The organism is Pseudomonas sp. COW5 (assembly GCF_026240005.1).
GTDB classification, from domain to species: domain Bacteria; phylum Pseudomonadota; class Gammaproteobacteria; order Pseudomonadales; family Pseudomonadaceae; genus Aquipseudomonas; species Aquipseudomonas kribbensis.
In genome coordinates this window covers 3,327,433-3,343,200 of sequence record NZ_JAPHVP010000001.1, presented here as the reverse complement: position 1 = coordinate 3,343,200, position 15,768 = coordinate 3,327,433, and the positions used below count along the sequence as shown (strand labels likewise).

Sequence of the window (15,768 nt, the reverse complement as noted above, 5' to 3'; positions counted from 1 at the left end):
TGAGGGAAATTACATCACTCGACGTTTTTGTGGCGACGAAGATGCAACAGGTACTGCACCGGGCCCGAAGCCGCATAGGCGAGGAACACCAGCAGCAGGATACGCGGAGGATCACTGAACACCACGGCGAACACCAGCACCACCGCCAGGATCGCAACAAATGGCACGCGCCCTTTCAGATCCAGCTCCTTGAAGCTGTTGTATTTGATGTTGCTGACCATCAGCATGCCGGCAGCCGCTACCATCAACGCAACGAGGAACGACATCTTCGAACCCTGGATTCCGTAGTCGCTGAATGCCCAGACAATCCCCGCCACCACACCGGCAGCTGCCGGGCTGGCCAGGCCGATGAAGTAGCGCTTGTCGGCAGTGCCGACCTGAGTGTTGAAGCGCGCCAGACGCAACGCCGCACCCGCCACATAGATGAAGGCGACCATCCAGCCGACCTTGCCCATGTCACCCAGGGCCCAGCCGAATGCCAGCAATGCCGGCGCGACGCCAAAGGCAACCATGTCCGACAGCGAGTCGTACTCGGCACCGAATGCACTTTGCGTGTTGGTCATACGCGCCACACGACCATCGAGGCCGTCGAGCACCATGGCAACGAAGATCGCGATGGCCGCGAAAGCGAAGTATTTGCTCGCATTCGCCGAGTCCCCGGCGCTCAAGGCGGCCTGGGCACTCATCGAATTGATGATGGAATAGAACCCCGCGAACAGGTTCGCAGTGGTGAACAGGTTCGGCAGCAGATAGATACCACGATGCCGGACTTTACGACCTTCTGCGTCATGCCCTTCTTCGACATGTTCATCGATGGGCAGCAGGCTTTCGGCGTCTGAAGCCTGGTTCGGCTCTTCGGGACGTTCGCTCATGGACATTACCTTGCAACGGATTGGACATTTTCGACAGGTGTCTGGGACGACGGTTCGGCCGCAAACGATGCAGCTTTATACCAGAACCGCCCGCCCATACGAAAAAACGCGGCCGAGGCCGCGTTTTTTCATACAAGGGTCGACGACTTAGTTTTTGGCTTTGTCGACGATCTTGTTGGCACCGATCCACGGCATCATGGAGCGCAGTTGCTCGCCGATGATTTCGATACCGTGAGCGGCGTTGTTACGACGCTTGGCGGTCATCGAAGGGTAGCCGGTTGCGCCTTCGCTGATGAACATTTTGGCGTATTCACCGTCCTGAATACGTTTCAGGGCGTTGCGCATGGCCTGACGGGATTCGGCGTTGATCACTTCCGGACCGGTCACGTACTCGCCGTATTCAGCGTTGTTGGAGATCGAGTAGTTCATGTTGGCGATACCGCCTTCGTACATGAGGTCAACGATCAGTTTCAGTTCGTGCAGGCACTCGAAGTAGGCCATTTCCGGCGCGTAGCCAGCTTCAACCAGGGTTTCGAAACCGGCTTTTACCAGTTCAACGGTACCGCCGCACAGAACGGCTTGTTCGCCGAACAGGTCGGTTTCGGTCTCGTCCTTGAAGGTGGTTTCGATGATGCCGGTACGACCGCCACCCACGCCGGCGGCGTAGGACAGTGCAACGTTCTTGGCGTTGCCCGAGGCGTCCTGGTAGATCGCGATCAGGTCAGGGATACCGCCGCCCTTCACGAACTCGGAACGTACGGTGTGGCCCGGGGCTTTCGGCGCAATCATGATAACGTCGAGGTCAGCACGCGGAACAACCTGGTTGTAGTGGATCGCGAAGCCGTGGGAGAAGGCCAGGGTGGCGCCTTTCTTGATGTTCGGCTCGATTTCGTTCTTGTACAGCTGGGACTGGAACTCGTCCGGGGTCAGGATCATGACCAGGTCGGCGCCGGCAACAGCGGCAGCCACGTCGGTCACTTTCAGGCCGTGGGCTTCTGCCTTGGCAACGGTGGCCGAACCTTTACGCAGACCGACGGTAACGTCGACACCGGAGTCTTTCAGGTTGCACGCTTGAGCGTGGCCCTGGGAGCCGTAACCGATGATGGCAACTTTCTTGCCCTGGATGATCGACAGGTCGCAGTCTTTATCGTAGAAAACTTTCATGAATTTCCCCTTTATATCCAGGCCGTTCAGGCCATTCGCTAATTTGGTTTAGATGCTGAGTACTTTGTCGCCGCGGGCAATACCGGTGACGCCACTGCGGACAGTCTCCAGGATCGATGCGGTGCCGATGGACTGAATGAAGCTGTCGAGCTTGTCGCTGGTACCGGTCAGTTGAACGGTATACACGCTGGCGCTGACGTCGACGATCTGTCCACGGTAGATATCGGTGGTGCGTTTGATCTCGGCGCGCTGGGCGCCAGTGGCCTTGACCTTGACCAGCATCAGCTCGCGCTCGATGTGAGCGCTTTCCGACAGGTCCACCAGCTTGACCACTTCGATCAGCTTGTTCAGGTTTTTGGTGATCTGCTCGATGATTTCATCGTGGCCGACAGTGGTCAGCGTCAGACGCGACAGGGTCGGGTCTTCGGTTGGCGCCACGGTCAGGCTTTCGATGTTGTAGTTGCGCTGCGAGAACAGGCCGACTACGCGAGACAAAGCACCGGGTTCGTTTTCCAGAAGCAAGGAAATAATGTGCCGCATGATTAGGTACGCTCCGTCTTGCTCAGCCACATATCGCGCATCGAGCCGTCTTTGATCTGCATCGGGTAGACGTGCTCGCTGGTGTCGACCGAAATATCGATCACGACCAGGCGATCCTTCAGGGCGAACGCTTCTTCCATCTTCGACTTCAAATCTTTCGATTCGGTGATGCGCACGCCGACGTGACCATAGGCTTCGGCCAGCTTGACGAAATCAGGCAGCGATTCCATGTACGAATGCGAGTGACGGCTGCCGTAACTCATGTCCTGCCACTGACGCACCATGCCCAGAACACCGTTGTTCAAGATCACGATCTTGACCGGCAAACCGTATTGCAGGCAGGTCGACAGCTCCTGGATGTTCATCTGGATGCTGCCTTCACCGGTGACGCACGCAACGTCAGACTCAGGGAAGCTCAAGGCAATGCCCATCGCGGCCGGCAGACCGAAGCCCATCGTGCCCAGGCCACCGGAGTTGATCCAGCGGTTCGGCTTGTTGAACTTGTAGTACTGCGCAGCGAACATCTGGTGCTGGCCCACGTCGGAGGTCACAAAGGCGTCGCCCTTGGTCACTTCGCACAGGGTTTCGATCACGGTCTGTGGCTTGATCTTGCTGCCGTCGCCCTTGTCATAAGGGAACAGACCGCGATCACCGCGCCATTCATCAACCTGTTTCCACCAGCTGGTGACCGCTTCCTTGTTCGGGGTTTCGCCGATTTCCTTGAGGATCGCGACCATTTCGGTCAGGACGCTCTCAACCGGACCCACGATTGGCACGTCGGCCTTGATGGTCTTGGAAATCGAAGCCGGGTCGATGTCGATGTGGATGATCTTGGCGTTCGGGCAGAACTTCGGCGCGCCGTTGATCACGCGATCGTCGAAACGCGCACCGACTGCCAGGATCACGTCGGCATGGTGCATCGCCAGGTTGGCGGTGTAGCTGCCGTGCATGCCGAGCATGCCGATGAACTGACGGTCAGTGCCAGGGTAGCCGCCCAGGCCCATCAAGGTATTGGTAACTGGCAGATTGAGCATTTGCGCCAGTTCGGTCAGCGGCGCGGAGCCGTTGCCCAGAATCACGCCACCGCCGGAGTACAGCACGGGACGCTTGGCCGCCAGGAGCATTTCTGCCGCCTTGCGGATTTGCCCGGAGTGACCGCGAACGGCCGGGCTGTAGGAACGCAGTTTGGCTTTCTTCGGGAAGATGTATTCGAACTTCTCGGCCGGGTTGGTCATGTCTTTCGGGATATCGACCACGACCGGGCCCGGACGACCGGATTGCGCCAGGTAGAAGGCTTTCTTCATGACTTCCGGGATTTCCGAAGCGTGCTTGATCATGAAGCTGTGCTTCACGATCGGCCGGGAAATACCGATCATGTCGGTTTCCTGAAACGCATCGGTGCCGACCATGGTGCTTGGCACCTGACCGGAGATGATCACCATTGGAATCGAGTCCATGTAGGCCGTGGCAATACCGGTGATGGCGTTTGTGGCGCCTGGACCGGAAGTCACCAATACCACGCCGGCTTTACCGGTGGCACGGGCGTAGCCGTCAGCCATATGGGTAGCCGCTTGTTCGTGACGAACCAGGATGTGGGTCACTTCCGGTTCTTTGAACAGGGCATCGTAAACATGAAGGAGAGCACCACCCGGGTACCCGTAGATATATTTGACGCCTTCGTCACGCAAGAAGCGGACGAGCATCTCACCGCCAGATAAAAGCTCCACGTTGTTCACCTCTAAAACGCCAGAATACCGTCCACAAAAAGGCGAACGGGTCTTAATAGGTTTACTTCTCGGCAGAGCATGAGCGACGGTGGTCGCCGACTACGTCAGCACTGACTGAGCAAGTATTGGGATCGTCCCAAGTGTTGCGGGCCTTTCCCACCCAGCGCGAGGTAACGCGTTGCGGGTGTAACAGGTCGACGCGGATATGCGCCTCATGATCTGCCGAGAGGGTCTGCTTCTGGCAGTCCCTGTACAGCGGACTTTGGATTCTTCTGTTTCGCCCTCTCCAAGTCAAGCCGTCAATGTGCTTAATTGTGGGTAAGCACATGAGAACGCAAGAAAAAACCTGAAAAGCGCTACTCTGTTAGCGTCAATTGCGCAATTTTGCCAAGGAATCAGCATGCGAACGCTCCTCGTCATACTGCTGATCGGCCTCAGCCCCTGGTGCATGGCCGGTCAGATCTACAAATGGGTCGATGCCCAAGGTGTCACGCACTTCGATGCGCAGCCGCCGCAGGGGCAATCGGCGACCACCCTGCAAACGCCACCCTCGCCCGCTCCGCGCCCAACTGCGATGCCCGGTAGCGGCGGGCTGGGCGATCAGAAAGCCATCGACGACAAGGTCAGGAAACAGGTCGCCGAGCAACAGGCTCAGCTCAAGTCCTTCTGTGAACAGGCGCGCACGAACCTGGCGCAGTTGCAGAACAATCCGCGCCTGAGGGAAGAAACCGAGGGGGAGTTGCGTCGGCTGAGCGATACGCAACGTCAGGAGCGTATCGCAGAGACACAGAAACAGATCGCCGAAAACTGCCAGTGATCACTGGCAGTTTTCGGCCGTTCAGCGAGAAGCGGTGATCAGCAGGTCGAACTCTTTGAGCAACACCTGCAACTGCCGGTCCTTGCCCTGCAGATTGCGTTGGGCGAAGACCATTTCAGCCATTTCCTGAATGCCCGAGGCGTTGGGCAATGGCAGGTTCTGTTCGAGGATCATCTTCATTCGCGGCAGGAAGATCCATTGCAGCCACTGCTCGAAATCGAGGGTGTCGACCGAAAACGGCTCGACACTGCTCAAGGCTTCGGTCGAAGGCTGGACTTCATCCCACCAGCCCTGGGCACGCAGTTCTCGCTCGATCAACAACAGTTGATCGGCGACTTTCGAGAAGCGAGCGTCCATCACAGCGAAACCTTGGCCTTCTGACGGGCCAGTGCGGCGCCGGCGGAATCACCTTGTTTCTCACGGGCCTGAGCGATCAGTTCCCACAGGCTGGCCTGCAAGTCCGGACGACCATTGGCCATGGTCAGCGCACGGCGGGCGGTTTGCTCGGCTTGCGGGGCATCGCCTTGCGCCATGCGCACTTGTGCCAGGCGGTAAAGCACTTGCGGCTCACGCGGAGCTACGCGTTGGGCGCGCTCAAGGCTGGAGGACGCACCGTTGAGGTCGCCGCCGGCCTGCTGTTGCTGCGCCGTGCTCAGCAAGGCGAGCACCGGCCCATCCAGTTGCTCGTCGGCAGACAGACCGCCGCCGCTGCTGGCCGAAGGAATGCCGCTCGGCGTCGAAGGCATGCTGTAGCTGCCGGAACTGATCGGTGCCGATTCGACCGGCGAAGGGTTGTACGGCCCTGCGGTGATACCGCCGGACGCCGGGCCCGGCACGATCGGCGAGCTGCTGATCGGTGCCGAAGCCGCAGCGCCACCAGGAACCATGACCACTACACCGGTATCGCCTTGCGGGATGGCCTGCGATTGCGCCTGACCCTGCACAGGTCGTTTCACCGTCGTCTTGCGGAAGCCGCCATTGGCCGAAAGACGCTCGCTGTTGGACACGGTAGTGCCGGAATCCACAACCGGAATCGAACCACGCTGTACGGTGGAGCAGCCGCTGAGCAAAGCCACGGCGGTCACCGCTGGAATCAACCACTTGTTCACTTGAAACCCTCTTCGCTTAATTCATCCAGCCCTTGACCCAATCCATCACCGACTCGCTCGAGGCCGGGCTTTCGCCCGCGCAGGAGGCGCCGGGTGGCGGTTCGCTGCCGCGAATATACGGCATCTGCACGGCGCCCGGACAGTTGGCATCGGAGCCCTGGCCAGTGCGCGAATCAACCCACGCCTGCACCACGTTGTCCGGCTGCGGCATGTCGAGTGGCAGCGGATCGGCCTTGCGCATGAAACTGGTCCAGACCTGCAACGCACCGGTGGCACCGGTGAACGGCGTCTTGCCGTTATCGTCGCGGCCGAGCCAGACCACCGCCAGCAGATCCTGGCTGAAACCGGCGAACCAGCTATCGCGCGAATCGTTACTGGTACCGGTCTTGCCGGCCAGTGTCAGGGTCTTGGGCAATACGTTGTAAACCGAGCTGCCGGTACCTTCACGCATCACGCGCTGCATTGCGTTCTGGATCAGGTAGATCGACGCCGGATCGAAACGTTGCTCGATCTGGAAAGGATAACGCTTGAGCGGCTCGCCCTCGGCAGTCAGCACACTGCGAATCCCGCGCATCGGCGTATTGAAGCCGCCGTTGGCGAGGGTCTGGTACATGGTCGCGACTTCGATCGGCGTCATGCCACCGGCACCCAGCAACATCGACGGGAACGCCGGGAACTCACGGGTCACACCCAGGCGCCCGATGGTCTTGAGGACATTCGGAACACCCACCGCCAGCCCGAGACGCGAAGTGGACAGGTTGTAGGAATGCGCCAGCCCTTGATAGAGGAACACCGTACCGTGGGAGCGACGATCATAGTTCTGCGGTTTCCAGACCTGACCGTCCGCGCCCTTGATGGAAAGCGGATCATCCGACAGCCAACTGGTCAGCGTGTACTGGCTCGGTTTTTCCAGTGCGGTCAGATAAACCGCTGGCTTGACCAGAGAACCAATCGGTCGCACCGCATCCAGTGCCCGGTTGAACCCGGCATAACTGGCCTGACGGCTGCCGATCATCGCCTGGACTTCACCGGTTTCCGGATTGGTCACGACCATCGCTGCTTCCACATCGTCGGCCCCCTTGCGCCCGGACAGTCGCTTGAAGGTGTCATTCACCGAGGCTTCGGCTTTCATCTGCAGGATCGGATCGAAACTGGTGAAGATCCGCAGACCTTCCTCGGTCAAGTCTTCGTCGCGGTAGTCTTCACGCAACTGGCGCTTGACCAGATCGATGAAGCCCGGGAACGAGCTGTCGGCCAGCTTGCCGCGCGAGGTCACGCCCAGCGGCATTTTCTTCGCGGCCTCGACCTGCTCGGCGGTGGCGACACCCTGTTGCTCAAGCACGTCGAGCACCAGGTTACGTCGCTCCAGCGCCCGCTCCGGGTTGCGGCGCGGGTTGTAATAGGAAGGCCCCTTGACCATGCCGACCAGCAGCGCGACCTGATGCAGTTTCAGCTCGGACAATGGCTGACCGAAGAAGAACTGGCTGGCCAGGCCGAAACCATGCACCGCACGCTGACCGTCCTGACCGACGAAAACTTCGTTGAGGTAAGCCTCAAGAATTTCCTTCTTGTCGTAATGCAGCTCAAGCAGCATCGCCATCATCGCTTCGGTGAGCTTGCGGGTCAGGCTGCGTTCGTTGGTGAGGTAGAAGTTCTTGACCAGTTGCTGCGTCAGCGTACTGCCGCCCTGGGTCATCTTGCCGCCGGAGGTGTTGACCCAGATGGCCCGGGCAATCGACTTCGGCGACACGCCCCAGTGACTGTAATAATCCCGGTCTTCCACGGCGACCAGGGTTTCCAGCAGGTATGGCGGCACCTGATCGAGCTTGATCAGAATCCGGTCTTCAAGATTTTTCGGGTAGATCCCGCCGATCAGCAGCGGTTCCAGGCGCACCACCGATAGCTTCGAACCGTTCGTCGCCGAGAGTTCGGCCACGTAATCACCGGAGAACCGCACGCGCACCGGCTGCGGTTTCTCGAGGCCTTCATAGAACTGGAAACCACGGGTGTTCAGATCGACGGTATTACCGTTGACCGCCGCCGCGCCGGGGCCGTTGCTCACGGCTTCGCGGCGATAGCCCAGGGCATCGAGCTCGGTGAGGAAATCGTCCTTGCTCAGCTTCTGTCCGACGAACAGCTCGAGCGGCCGCGCGTATACCTTGGCCGGGATGGTCCAGCGCTTGCCGGAGAACTTCTCCTGCACCACGGCATCGAGGTAAACGGCGAAGCCGGCCAGCACCACAAGGCCGACCAGACTGAGTTTAAGGGCCCAGCCCAACCATGGGCGCAGGCCCCGGGAAGGTGGTTTTTTAGGAGTGCGGGGGGATCGAGTACGAGTCATGGCGGCGGATTATACGCACTTTATTCATACTCAACAGGAGCGCTCCGAGGTTTGCGTCGGGCTGGCGAGCAGCCATAATGGCGGCCTCGAATTCCCCCAGTCTCTGAAGGATCGCCTGTGAGCCAGTCCCTGATCGCCGCCCTGCAAAACCCTGCCCTGTTTGCGCACCCTGTCGAAGGGTTTCAGGTCATCGAAACCCATATCTCGTGGGTCCTGCTCACTGGTCCTTACGCTTATAAAGTGAAGAAACCGGTGAACTTCGGCTTTCTCGACTTCACCAGCCTCGAATCCCGCGAGCACTTCTGCGGCGAAGAGCTACGCCTCAACCAGCGCCTGACCGACGATTTGTATCTGGAAGTGATTCCAGTCACCGGCACTGTCGAAGCCCCACAACTGGGTGGCGAAGGCCCGGCCATCGAATACGTGCTGAAAATGCGCCAGTTCCCGCAGATCGGCCTGCTGAGCACCCTGCAGGCCAACGGCGAGCTGACCACTACGCACATCGACGAAATGGCCGAGCAGATTGCCCGTTTCCATCTCAGCGCGCCGAAAGTCCCGGCCGAGCACGATGCCGGCACGCCTGAAAGCGTGATGGCGCCGGTTCGCCAGAACTTCGAACAAATCCTGCCATTCCTCAGCGACAAAGCCGACCTGCTGCAACTGGATGCCCTGCAAGCCTGGGCCGAAAGCAGCTTCGAACGTTTGAAGCCGCTGTTCGCCCAGCGCAAGGCTGAAGGCTTCACCCGCGAATGCCACGGTGACATTCACCTGGGCAACGCCACGCTGATCGACGGCAAAGTGGTGATCTTCGACTGCATCGAATTCAACGAGCCGTTCCGCTTCACCGACGTCTGGGCCGACACCGGTTTCCTGGCGATGGACCTGGAAGACCGCGGCCTGAAATCCCTGGCCCGTCGCTTCATCAGCCAATACCTGGAACTGACCGGCGACTACCAGGGCCTGGAAGTGTTGAACTTCTACAAGGCTTACCGTGCATTGGTGCGTGCGAAAGTTGCGCTGTTCAGCATGCCTGCCGACGCGACGCCGGTGCAGCGCGCCACCACCCTGCGCCAGTACCGCAACTACGCCAACCTGGCGGAAAGCTACAGCACCATTCCTTCGCGCTTCATGGCGATCACCCACGGCGTATCGGCTGTAGGCAAAAGCCACGTGGCCATGCGTCTGGTCGAGGCGCTGGGCGCAATTCGCTTGCGCTCCGATGTAGAGCGCAAGCGTCTGTTCGGTGAGCAAACCGTCGCCAATGATGTTCAGGCCGGGATTTACAGCGCCGACGCCAGCACCGCGACCTACGCTCGCCTGCATGAAATCGCCGAAGTAATCCTGCACGCCGGCTTCCCGGTGGTGATCGATGCCACTTACCTCAAGCGCGAACAACGTGACAGCGCAGCCAAGGTTGCCGAGGCCACCGGCACGCCGTTCCTGATCCTCGACTGCAACGCGCCACAAGCGGTGATCGAGAGCTGGCTGGCGATTCGTCAGGCAGACAAGAAGGATCCGTCCGACGCCACACTGGCAGTGATCGAAGCCCAGCAGGCCAATCGTGAAGCCCTGACCCCGGAAGAAATCCTGCGCAGCAAACGCGTGCAGACTAACGAATCCGGCACCCTGGATACCGTCGTGGCGCAAATCCGCCAGCGCCTGCCAGGTCTGTAAGAAACTATTTCGGCCGTGAAGCCCTCGCTCGCTTCACGGCCGTCAAATAGTGGCACTATACTGGCGTCATAAAACCAACAGGTGATCTGACATGAGCCAGCCGAAACTTCTCGACACCCCGCTTTATGCCTTGCTGCACAAAGACGACATAACCGGTTTCAACAAAGAACGTCCGAAAGACGGCCCGATCGACATGGTCGGCGGTGACTTCCGTGGCCTCGACCTGCGTGAATTGAACGCCGATGGCGTGGATTTCCGGGACGCCTACTTCCGTTCCGCTGACCTGCGCGGCATCGACTTTCGCAACGCATCCCTGGAAGGCGCGAGCCTGGCCCACGCGCAGATTTCCGGTGCTTACTTCCCGCCGGAGCTGAGTGCAGACGAAATCCTGATGTCGATGAATTTCGGCACCCGCCTGCGCTATCGCACCCGTTAAGCCTGCCAAAGGCTAACCCGTCCAGTGCCCCCGCTTTGCACTGGACTGCGTGCTATTTGTGTTTTCCCGCGTCCTCCATATCCTGATCCTTCAGTGAAAACCTGACGTTTCTTAGAAGCTTTTGCGTCGAATCCGACCAAACAACCACGCTTTTCCTACTGATGGCTACACTCCTGAGATGATCGCCCACGCACCATTCGGCCGTCGCAAGGAGGCTTGATGAATGATGAACTGCAACACCTGAAGAATCTTGGCAAGACGTCGGCGCAATGGCTGCATGCCGTGGGCATCCACAGCGCCTCGGATCTGCGTCGCCTGGGCGCCGTGGATGCCTATCGGGCCGTGCGCACGCGCGGGTTCCGGGCGTCGAAGGTGTTGTTGTATGCGATCGAGGGGGCGTTGATGGATGTGCACTGGAACGACATTCCCGCCGAACGCAAGGACGCTCTGAACAAACAGCTCGAAGCCATTTCCTCTCGCCACAAGAACTGACGGGCACCCACCTTCATGTATCTGCTCGGGGAACAATCGGCAACGGCCGAAGCAATGATCGACCGTTTGCAGAACCTGCCCGGTCAATTTCTGCGGGACCTTGCACCGTATGGGCCCGTGCTGGAGCTGGAAGCCACGGATGATCTGATGGCACGGTTGCCGGGCGATCAACTGTTTCTACTGATGGACGGCGTCATCAATGGCCGCTTCGGAGGCCGAGCGCTGTTCTATTGGCAAGAAGGTGATCTGGTTGGCCTTCAGCAGGGTCCTGACTGGGCGGATTGCATTCTTTGCTCCGACGGCCCATTGAGTTTGCTGCCCTTCCGTCGACGTGATTTGTTCCAGCATGTGTATTCAGAACCTGCGCGCTCGGAACAGTTTCTGCACTATCTGTTGGGCCAAATGGCGCTGCTGGCCCATGCGATTGGCGAGCTGAAGCCACGGGAGTTTCGCAGCACCAATGGCTTTAAACGGGTCGAGGCCGGAGAAGTGTTGATCCGCGAAGGCGATCCCGCCGATCACGTGTTCGTGATCATCGAGGGTCATGCACAAGCGTTCGTCGACGGGCACAAGGTCGGCGAAGTGCCCAAGGACGAGATTTTCGGCGCCATGGCGATATTCACCGGTGAACCCCGCAACGCAACCGTCGTTACCTGCGAACCGAGCACCGTGATGCTGATTCCCGGCGATCAGTTTCTGAGCATGACCCGCAGCAATCCGAAAATCGCTCACAGCCTGATCGAAAGCATGGCGCGGCGCATCGACCAGCTCAACAAGCAGCTCACGGCAATTGACCGTCCAAGCTGAAGTCCAGTGTTTTCAGGGCTTTTCAGCCATTCCCCAAACAAAACCGAAGAAATGGAAAAACACTCGTTGACTTGTTAATGAGAATCGCTATGATTATCACAACTGGTCGCGAGATCAGTCGATATTCTGAAAAGCCCTTGGTTCGGACTCTCAGATTATCTCCTCATCAGGCTAATCACGGTTATTTGACCCGGTTTTTCCGGGTCTTTTTTTGCCCGCAAGAAAGTCATTGGCCGAACTGTTTACGCATCTCGGCGCAATAATCCGGTTTCGGCGTGGACGGTGTGAACCAGACATAATCGGCCATGGCAGTCGTGACCTCGCCGCCCTGCTCCGCCAGCATCAACACTGTCGGCGCTTCGGGCGCGCCCAGATCCAGCACATGCAGCGGCACACCCACATCCTTGCGCGCATGGAACGCACCCGCGAACAACAACGCCGGCGCAGGCGCCGCCAACAACCCTGTCGCCATCCGTCGATCCCGTTGCTGCTGCACCGCCAGCATCGCCGGCATCTGCGATTGGGGCAGCAAGCCACAGTGCGAATCGCCGATCTGCTCGGCCAACTCGCTTTTCACCGACTCGGTGTTACTGCGCTCCCCTTGCAGAACCGGAGGCTGGCGATAGAACGCACGAATTTCACTGTTATCGAGATTGGCCGCCAGCAGCGGATACGGTTGCGTGAAAGCAAACCGGACAATCGGCCCATACAGATTCCAGTCCCAACCGTCCTGCCACGCCAACTCGACCGGAAGATCAGTGGGAGCCTTTGGAGCTCGACGCACGACATTGACCCGCGCTTGTTGATCGGGCGTGAGCATCTCCAGCAGAAGACTGCCCTGAGGCCGCTCCTGCCCCAGGTTCTGCAACAGCCACAATTGCACAGCATGGTGATCAGCATTGTCGTGCTGCTCACCGACGATCACCCGCGCCGGCTCGGCCAGACGCGTCAGCAACTCTTGTGGGGTAATCAGTGTTCCGCTACGCAGGTCGCGAATCTCGCCAGTGACCGGTGGCGGAGCGACATGCTGGCAACCGCCAAGCAACAACACCGCAAACAGAAAAATCCTACGCATGCTTTCACCTCGATGATGAAATCAGCGGGCGATGATCAACGGATGCCCGCGCTCCGGGTGTGGCTGCACCAACACCTCCAGTCCGAATACAGCCTTGAGCGACTCCGGACGCAGCACCTGCTGCGGCGTGTCCAGCGCCACCGGACGCCCGCCCTCAAGCAGCAAGATGCGATCACAATAGCGCGCCGCCAGGTTCAGATCATGTAGGATTACCATCACAGCAGCGCCGCGATCGGCAAACTCGCGCACGGCTTGCAGCGTGGTGTGTTGATGCAACGGATCGAGCATCGAAGTCGGCTCATCCAGCAACAAGGTCTGCCCGGCCTGCCCTGGCCACAACTGCGCCAGCACGCGGGCCAAGTGCACCCGCTGGCGCTCGCCACCGGACAAGGCAAGATAACTGCGCCCGCTCAGGTGACCGGCATCCGCAGCCGATAACGCGGCGGCAACAATCTCGTCGTCGCGCACTCTTCCGCTCTGATAAGGCAAGCGCCCCATCCCGACCACTTCTTCGACGCGAAAGGCAAAGTCCAGCGTCGACACCTGGGGCAATACCGCCAGTCGTTGAGCACGCTGAGTGCCGCTCCAGTGGCCAAGGTTTTCACCGTCGAGAAGAACACTGCCTTCGCTGGCACTCAGTTCACCGCACAACGCCCCGAGCAACGTGCTCTTGCCGGCACCGTTGGGACCGAGCACGCCGAGCACCTCACCCGGCTCCAATTGCAGACTGACGTCGGCCAATACCGTCTTGCGGCCACGACGGATGTGCAGATTGTGCGCACGCAACATCAGGCACGTCCTCGCAGCAGCAGATAAAGGAAGAACGGCGCGCCGATGAATGCAGTGACGATACCGATTGGCAACTCCGCCGGTGCCAGCGCCAGCCGCGCAACCAGATCCGCCAGCAACAATAGACTGGCCCCGGCCAGCACCGAGGCCGGCAACAACACCCGATGATCCGGCCCGGCGAGCAAACGCACCAGATGTGGCACCACCAGCCCGACAAAGCCGATCATCCCCGCCGCCGCTACCGCGGCACCGACGCCCAGCGCCGTACAGAACACCAGCTCACGCTTGAGCCGCTCGACATCGATCCCCAGATGCCCGGCTTCCGATTCCCCAAGCAACAACGCATTCAAAGCCTTCGCCCGGCGCGGTAGCCACAACGCGACGCCGGCGCTGATGATCAGCAGTGGCCACAGCCGCGCATAACTCGCACCGTTGAGGCTGCCAAGGTTCCAGAAAGTCAGGGTTCGCAGGGTGGCGTCGTCCGCCAGATAGGTAAAAAGTCCCACTGCCGAACTGGCGAGCGCAGTCAGGGCGATGCCTGCCAGCAACATGGTCGCGACATTGGTCTGCCCGTTGCGACGACCAAGACGATAGACCAGCGCCGTCACCCCAAGACCGCCGAGAAACGCACACACAGACAGCAGATACGGGCCGAACCACTCCGGCAGACCGCCAAAAAACGAACCACCGACAATCGCCACCGCCGCGCCTAAAGCAGCGCCACTGGATACGCCAACCAACCCGGGATCGGCCAACGGGTTGCGAAACAGGCCCTGCATCGCCACGCCGGACAACGCCAGCACACCGCCGACCGCCAACCCGAGCAGTGTCCGAGGCAGCCGAATCTGCCCGAGAATCAGCTCAGCCTGCTCCAGCCCGTCCGGTGCCAGCGGCACGCCGATCATGCGCAATGCCGCGCGCAAGGTATCGAACAGCGGCAGGCTGACCGGCCCCAAAGCCAGCGACAACCAGATCGCCAGCAGACACAGCAGAATCAGGCCGATGAACAAGCCACGGGGTTTGACCAACGTGGTCATTGGCCGCTCTGGGTCGGGTAGAAACCGTCAGACAGGGTTTTCAACGCAGCAGGCAAACGCGGCCCGAGACCGCCGACCAGCAGCGTTGGGTCCAGCTCCAGCACGCGGCCGGATTTGGCTGCGCGGCTGGAATTGAGGATCGGATTTTCCTTGAACAATGCCGCCTTCGCCGCTTCGCCGGTCAGTGCGCGGTCAGCAAACACCAGCACTTCCGGGTCGAGCCCGGCCAGGGACTCCACGGAAAACGGCTTGTAACCGGTGTGAGTGGCCAGGTTGTGTCCGCCCGCCTGTTGCAGCATCCAGTCGGCAGCGGTGTCCTTGCCGGCAATCAATGGTTTGCCGCCGGCATGCCCGAGCAGCAACAGCACACCCGGCGCTTTCTGTTTCGACTGCACCGCCACCACGCGCGCCTTCTGTGCGTCGAGTTGTTGTTGATAACTTTGCAGCAGCTGAGTCGCCTGAGTCTCGGCGCCCAGCAATCGGCCCAGATGAGTGACGTTCTTTTCCAGCGTCGGCAGATCCGGCTGAGCGGAGAACAACTCCACCTGCACCTTGGCACTGCGAACCTGTGAAATCACCGGTGGTGGGCCCATTTCCTCGGTGCCGATCAGGATGTCCGGGCGCAGGCTGAGGATGCCTTCCGCCGACAGACTGCGCTGATAACCGATGCTAGGCAGCGACTTGAGGGCCTCGGGATGTTGGCTGGTGGTGTCGACACCCACCAGTTTCGCCTCACCGCCCAACGCACTCACCCATTCCGACAACGCACCGCCGGCACTGACCCAGCGTTGCGGCAATTGGGCCGCTGCAGCCTGGTGGCTGACAAAAAGTCCGACACACAGCACGGCAACGCGGGTACTCAGGCGCATAGACAGCTTCCTTTATAGG

Annotated in this window: 16 protein-coding genes; 5 read left to right on the top strand and 11 right to left on the bottom strand. The window is 60.0% G+C overall.

The window, feature by feature from the left end; genetic code table 11:
- Window positions 1–14: 14 nt before the first annotated feature.
- From pssA to OQ248_RS15260, 4 genes are all read right to left on the bottom strand, one after another.
- Window positions 15–872 (bottom strand): CDP-diacylglycerol--serine O-phosphatidyltransferase, encoded by an 858-nt coding sequence (pssA, locus tag OQ248_RS15275; RefSeq protein WP_085712132.1) that lies wholly within the window; start codon window positions 870–872, stop codon window positions 15–17.
- A 147-nt stretch (window positions 873–1,019) separates the two neighbouring features.
- Window positions 1,020–2,036 carry a ketol-acid reductoisomerase gene (gene ilvC / locus OQ248_RS15270; RefSeq protein WP_007959661.1) on the bottom strand — a complete coding sequence of 339 codons (1,017 nt, stop codon included), beginning with the start codon at window positions 2,034–2,036 and terminating at the stop codon, window positions 1,020–1,022.
- Between the two features lie 48 nt (window positions 2,037–2,084).
- Window positions 2,085–2,576, bottom strand: a complete 492-nt coding sequence (gene ilvN, locus OQ248_RS15265; RefSeq protein ID WP_003205610.1) for an acetolactate synthase small subunit — start codon at window positions 2,574–2,576, stop codon at window positions 2,085–2,087.
- Between the two features lie 2 nt (window positions 2,577–2,578).
- The gene (locus OQ248_RS15260; RefSeq protein WP_085712358.1) at window positions 2,579–4,303 is read right to left on the bottom strand and encodes an acetolactate synthase 3 large subunit; all 1,725 of its coding nucleotides are present in this window, start codon (window positions 4,301–4,303) and stop codon (window positions 2,579–2,581) included.
- A gap of 400 nt (window positions 4,304–4,703) precedes the next feature.
- Here OQ248_RS15260 and OQ248_RS15255 point away from each other — a divergent pair, with 400 nt between their 5' ends.
- Complete coding sequence (locus tag OQ248_RS15255) at window positions 4,704–5,120, top strand: DUF4124 domain-containing protein (RefSeq protein WP_265813230.1); 417 nt, start codon at window positions 4,704–4,706, stop codon at window positions 5,118–5,120.
- Window positions 5,121–5,141: 21 nt separating this feature from the next.
- Here OQ248_RS15255 and OQ248_RS15250 read toward each other — a convergent pair whose 3' ends face one another.
- The 3 genes from OQ248_RS15250 to mrcB are packed head-to-tail and all read right to left on the bottom strand — an operon-like array spanning window position 5,142 to window position 8,570.
- Window positions 5,142–5,477 carry a YqcC family protein gene (locus OQ248_RS15250; protein WP_265813229.1) on the bottom strand — a complete coding sequence of 112 codons (336 nt, stop codon included), beginning with the start codon at window positions 5,475–5,477 and terminating at the stop codon, window positions 5,142–5,144.
- The gene (locus OQ248_RS15245) at window positions 5,477–6,229 is read right to left on the bottom strand and encodes a tetratricopeptide repeat protein (RefSeq protein WP_134828124.1); all 753 of its coding nucleotides are present in this window, start codon (window positions 6,227–6,229) and stop codon (window positions 5,477–5,479) included. The genes OQ248_RS15250 and OQ248_RS15245 overlap by 1 nt, the downstream gene beginning before the upstream one ends.
- A 16-nt stretch (window positions 6,230–6,245) precedes the next feature.
- Window positions 6,246–8,570 carry a penicillin-binding protein 1B gene (mrcB, locus tag OQ248_RS15240; protein ID WP_085712136.1) on the bottom strand — a complete coding sequence of 775 codons (2,325 nt, stop codon included), beginning with the start codon at window positions 8,568–8,570 and terminating at the stop codon, window positions 6,246–6,248.
- 117 nt (window positions 8,571–8,687) lie between these two features.
- Between mrcB and OQ248_RS15235 the strand changes: the two genes are divergently transcribed.
- The 4 genes from OQ248_RS15235 to OQ248_RS15220 all read left to right on the top strand — a co-directional run bounded on the left by OQ248_RS15235 (window position 8,688) and on the right by OQ248_RS15220 (window position 11,979).
- Window positions 8,688–10,244, top strand: a complete 1,557-nt coding sequence (locus tag OQ248_RS15235; RefSeq protein WP_265813228.1) for a bifunctional aminoglycoside phosphotransferase/ATP-binding protein — start codon at window positions 8,688–8,690, stop codon at window positions 10,242–10,244.
- A gap of 91 nt (window positions 10,245–10,335) precedes the next feature.
- Window positions 10,336–10,680, top strand: a complete 345-nt coding sequence (locus tag OQ248_RS15230) for a pentapeptide repeat-containing protein (RefSeq protein ID WP_085712138.1) — start codon at window positions 10,336–10,338, stop codon at window positions 10,678–10,680.
- A 219-nt stretch (window positions 10,681–10,899) separates the two neighbouring features.
- On the top strand, window positions 10,900–11,172 hold the full coding sequence (locus OQ248_RS15225; RefSeq protein ID WP_003228231.1) for a TfoX/Sxy family protein: 273 nt from the start codon (window positions 10,900–10,902) through the stop codon (window positions 11,170–11,172).
- Window positions 11,173–11,187: 15 nt separating this feature from the next.
- A complete protein-coding gene (locus tag OQ248_RS15220) occupies window positions 11,188–11,979 on the top strand; it encodes a Crp/Fnr family transcriptional regulator (protein WP_265813227.1) in 792 nt (263 codons plus the stop codon).
- Between the two features lie 226 nt (window positions 11,980–12,205).
- On the opposite strand, the gene OQ248_RS15215 is transcribed toward OQ248_RS15220, so the two are convergent.
- From OQ248_RS15215 to OQ248_RS15200, 4 genes are read right to left on the bottom strand one after another with little or no spacing between them, the layout of a single operon-like run.
- Window positions 12,206–13,054, bottom strand: a complete 849-nt coding sequence (locus OQ248_RS15215) for a ChaN family lipoprotein (RefSeq protein ID WP_265813226.1) — start codon at window positions 13,052–13,054, stop codon at window positions 12,206–12,208.
- A 21-nt stretch (window positions 13,055–13,075) separates the two neighbouring features.
- Window positions 13,076–13,843, bottom strand: a complete 768-nt coding sequence (locus OQ248_RS15210; protein ID WP_265813225.1) for a heme ABC transporter ATP-binding protein — start codon at window positions 13,841–13,843, stop codon at window positions 13,076–13,078.
- Window positions 13,843–14,826 carry an iron ABC transporter permease gene (locus OQ248_RS15205; RefSeq protein WP_170931651.1) on the bottom strand — a complete coding sequence of 328 codons (984 nt, stop codon included), beginning with the start codon at window positions 14,824–14,826 and terminating at the stop codon, window positions 13,843–13,845. The genes OQ248_RS15210 and OQ248_RS15205 overlap by 1 nt, the downstream gene beginning before the upstream one ends.
- Window positions 14,827–14,876: 50 nt before the next feature.
- Window positions 14,877–15,749: an ABC transporter substrate-binding protein gene (locus OQ248_RS15200; RefSeq protein WP_265813224.1), complete on the bottom strand. Its 873-nt coding sequence runs from the start codon at window positions 15,747–15,749 to the stop codon at window positions 14,877–14,879.
- Between the last annotated feature and the right edge of the window lie 19 nt (window positions 15,750–15,768).

Bases quoted from the DNA above. Each gene is read 5' to 3' on its own strand.
- OQ248_RS15255 (WP_265813230.1), top strand. From the start codon at position 4,704: ATGCGAACGCTCCTCGTCATACTGCTGATCGGCCTCAGCCCCTGGTGC.
- ilvC (WP_007959661.1), bottom strand. From the start codon at position 2,036: ATGAAAGTTTTCTACGATAAAGACTGCGACCTGTCGATCATCCAGGGC.
- OQ248_RS15225 (WP_003228231.1), top strand. From the start codon at position 10,900: ATGAATGATGAACTGCAACACCTGAAGAATCTTGGCAAGACGTCGGCG.
- mrcB (WP_085712136.1), bottom strand. From the start codon at position 8,570: ATGACTCGTACTCGATCCCCCCGCACTCCTAAAAAACCACCTTCCCGG.
- OQ248_RS15210 (WP_265813225.1), bottom strand. From the start codon at position 13,843: ATGTTGCGTGCGCACAATCTGCACATCCGTCGTGGCCGCAAGACGGTA.
- ilvN (WP_003205610.1), bottom strand. From the start codon at position 2,576: ATGCGGCACATTATTTCCTTGCTTCTGGAAAACGAACCCGGTGCTTTG.
- OQ248_RS15200 (WP_265813224.1), bottom strand. From the start codon at position 15,749: ATGCGCCTGAGTACCCGCGTTGCCGTGCTGTGTGTCGGACTTTTTGTC.
- OQ248_RS15230 (WP_085712138.1), top strand. From the start codon at position 10,336: ATGAGCCAGCCGAAACTTCTCGACACCCCGCTTTATGCCTTGCTGCAC.
- pssA (WP_085712132.1), bottom strand. From the start codon at position 872: ATGAGCGAACGTCCCGAAGAGCCGAACCAGGCTTCAGACGCCGAAAGC.
- OQ248_RS15250 (WP_265813229.1), bottom strand. From the start codon at position 5,477: ATGGACGCTCGCTTCTCGAAAGTCGCCGATCAACTGTTGTTGATCGAG.
- OQ248_RS15215 (WP_265813226.1), bottom strand. From the start codon at position 13,054: ATGCGTAGGATTTTTCTGTTTGCGGTGTTGTTGCTTGGCGGTTGCCAG.
- OQ248_RS15220 (WP_265813227.1), top strand. From the start codon at position 11,188: ATGTATCTGCTCGGGGAACAATCGGCAACGGCCGAAGCAATGATCGAC.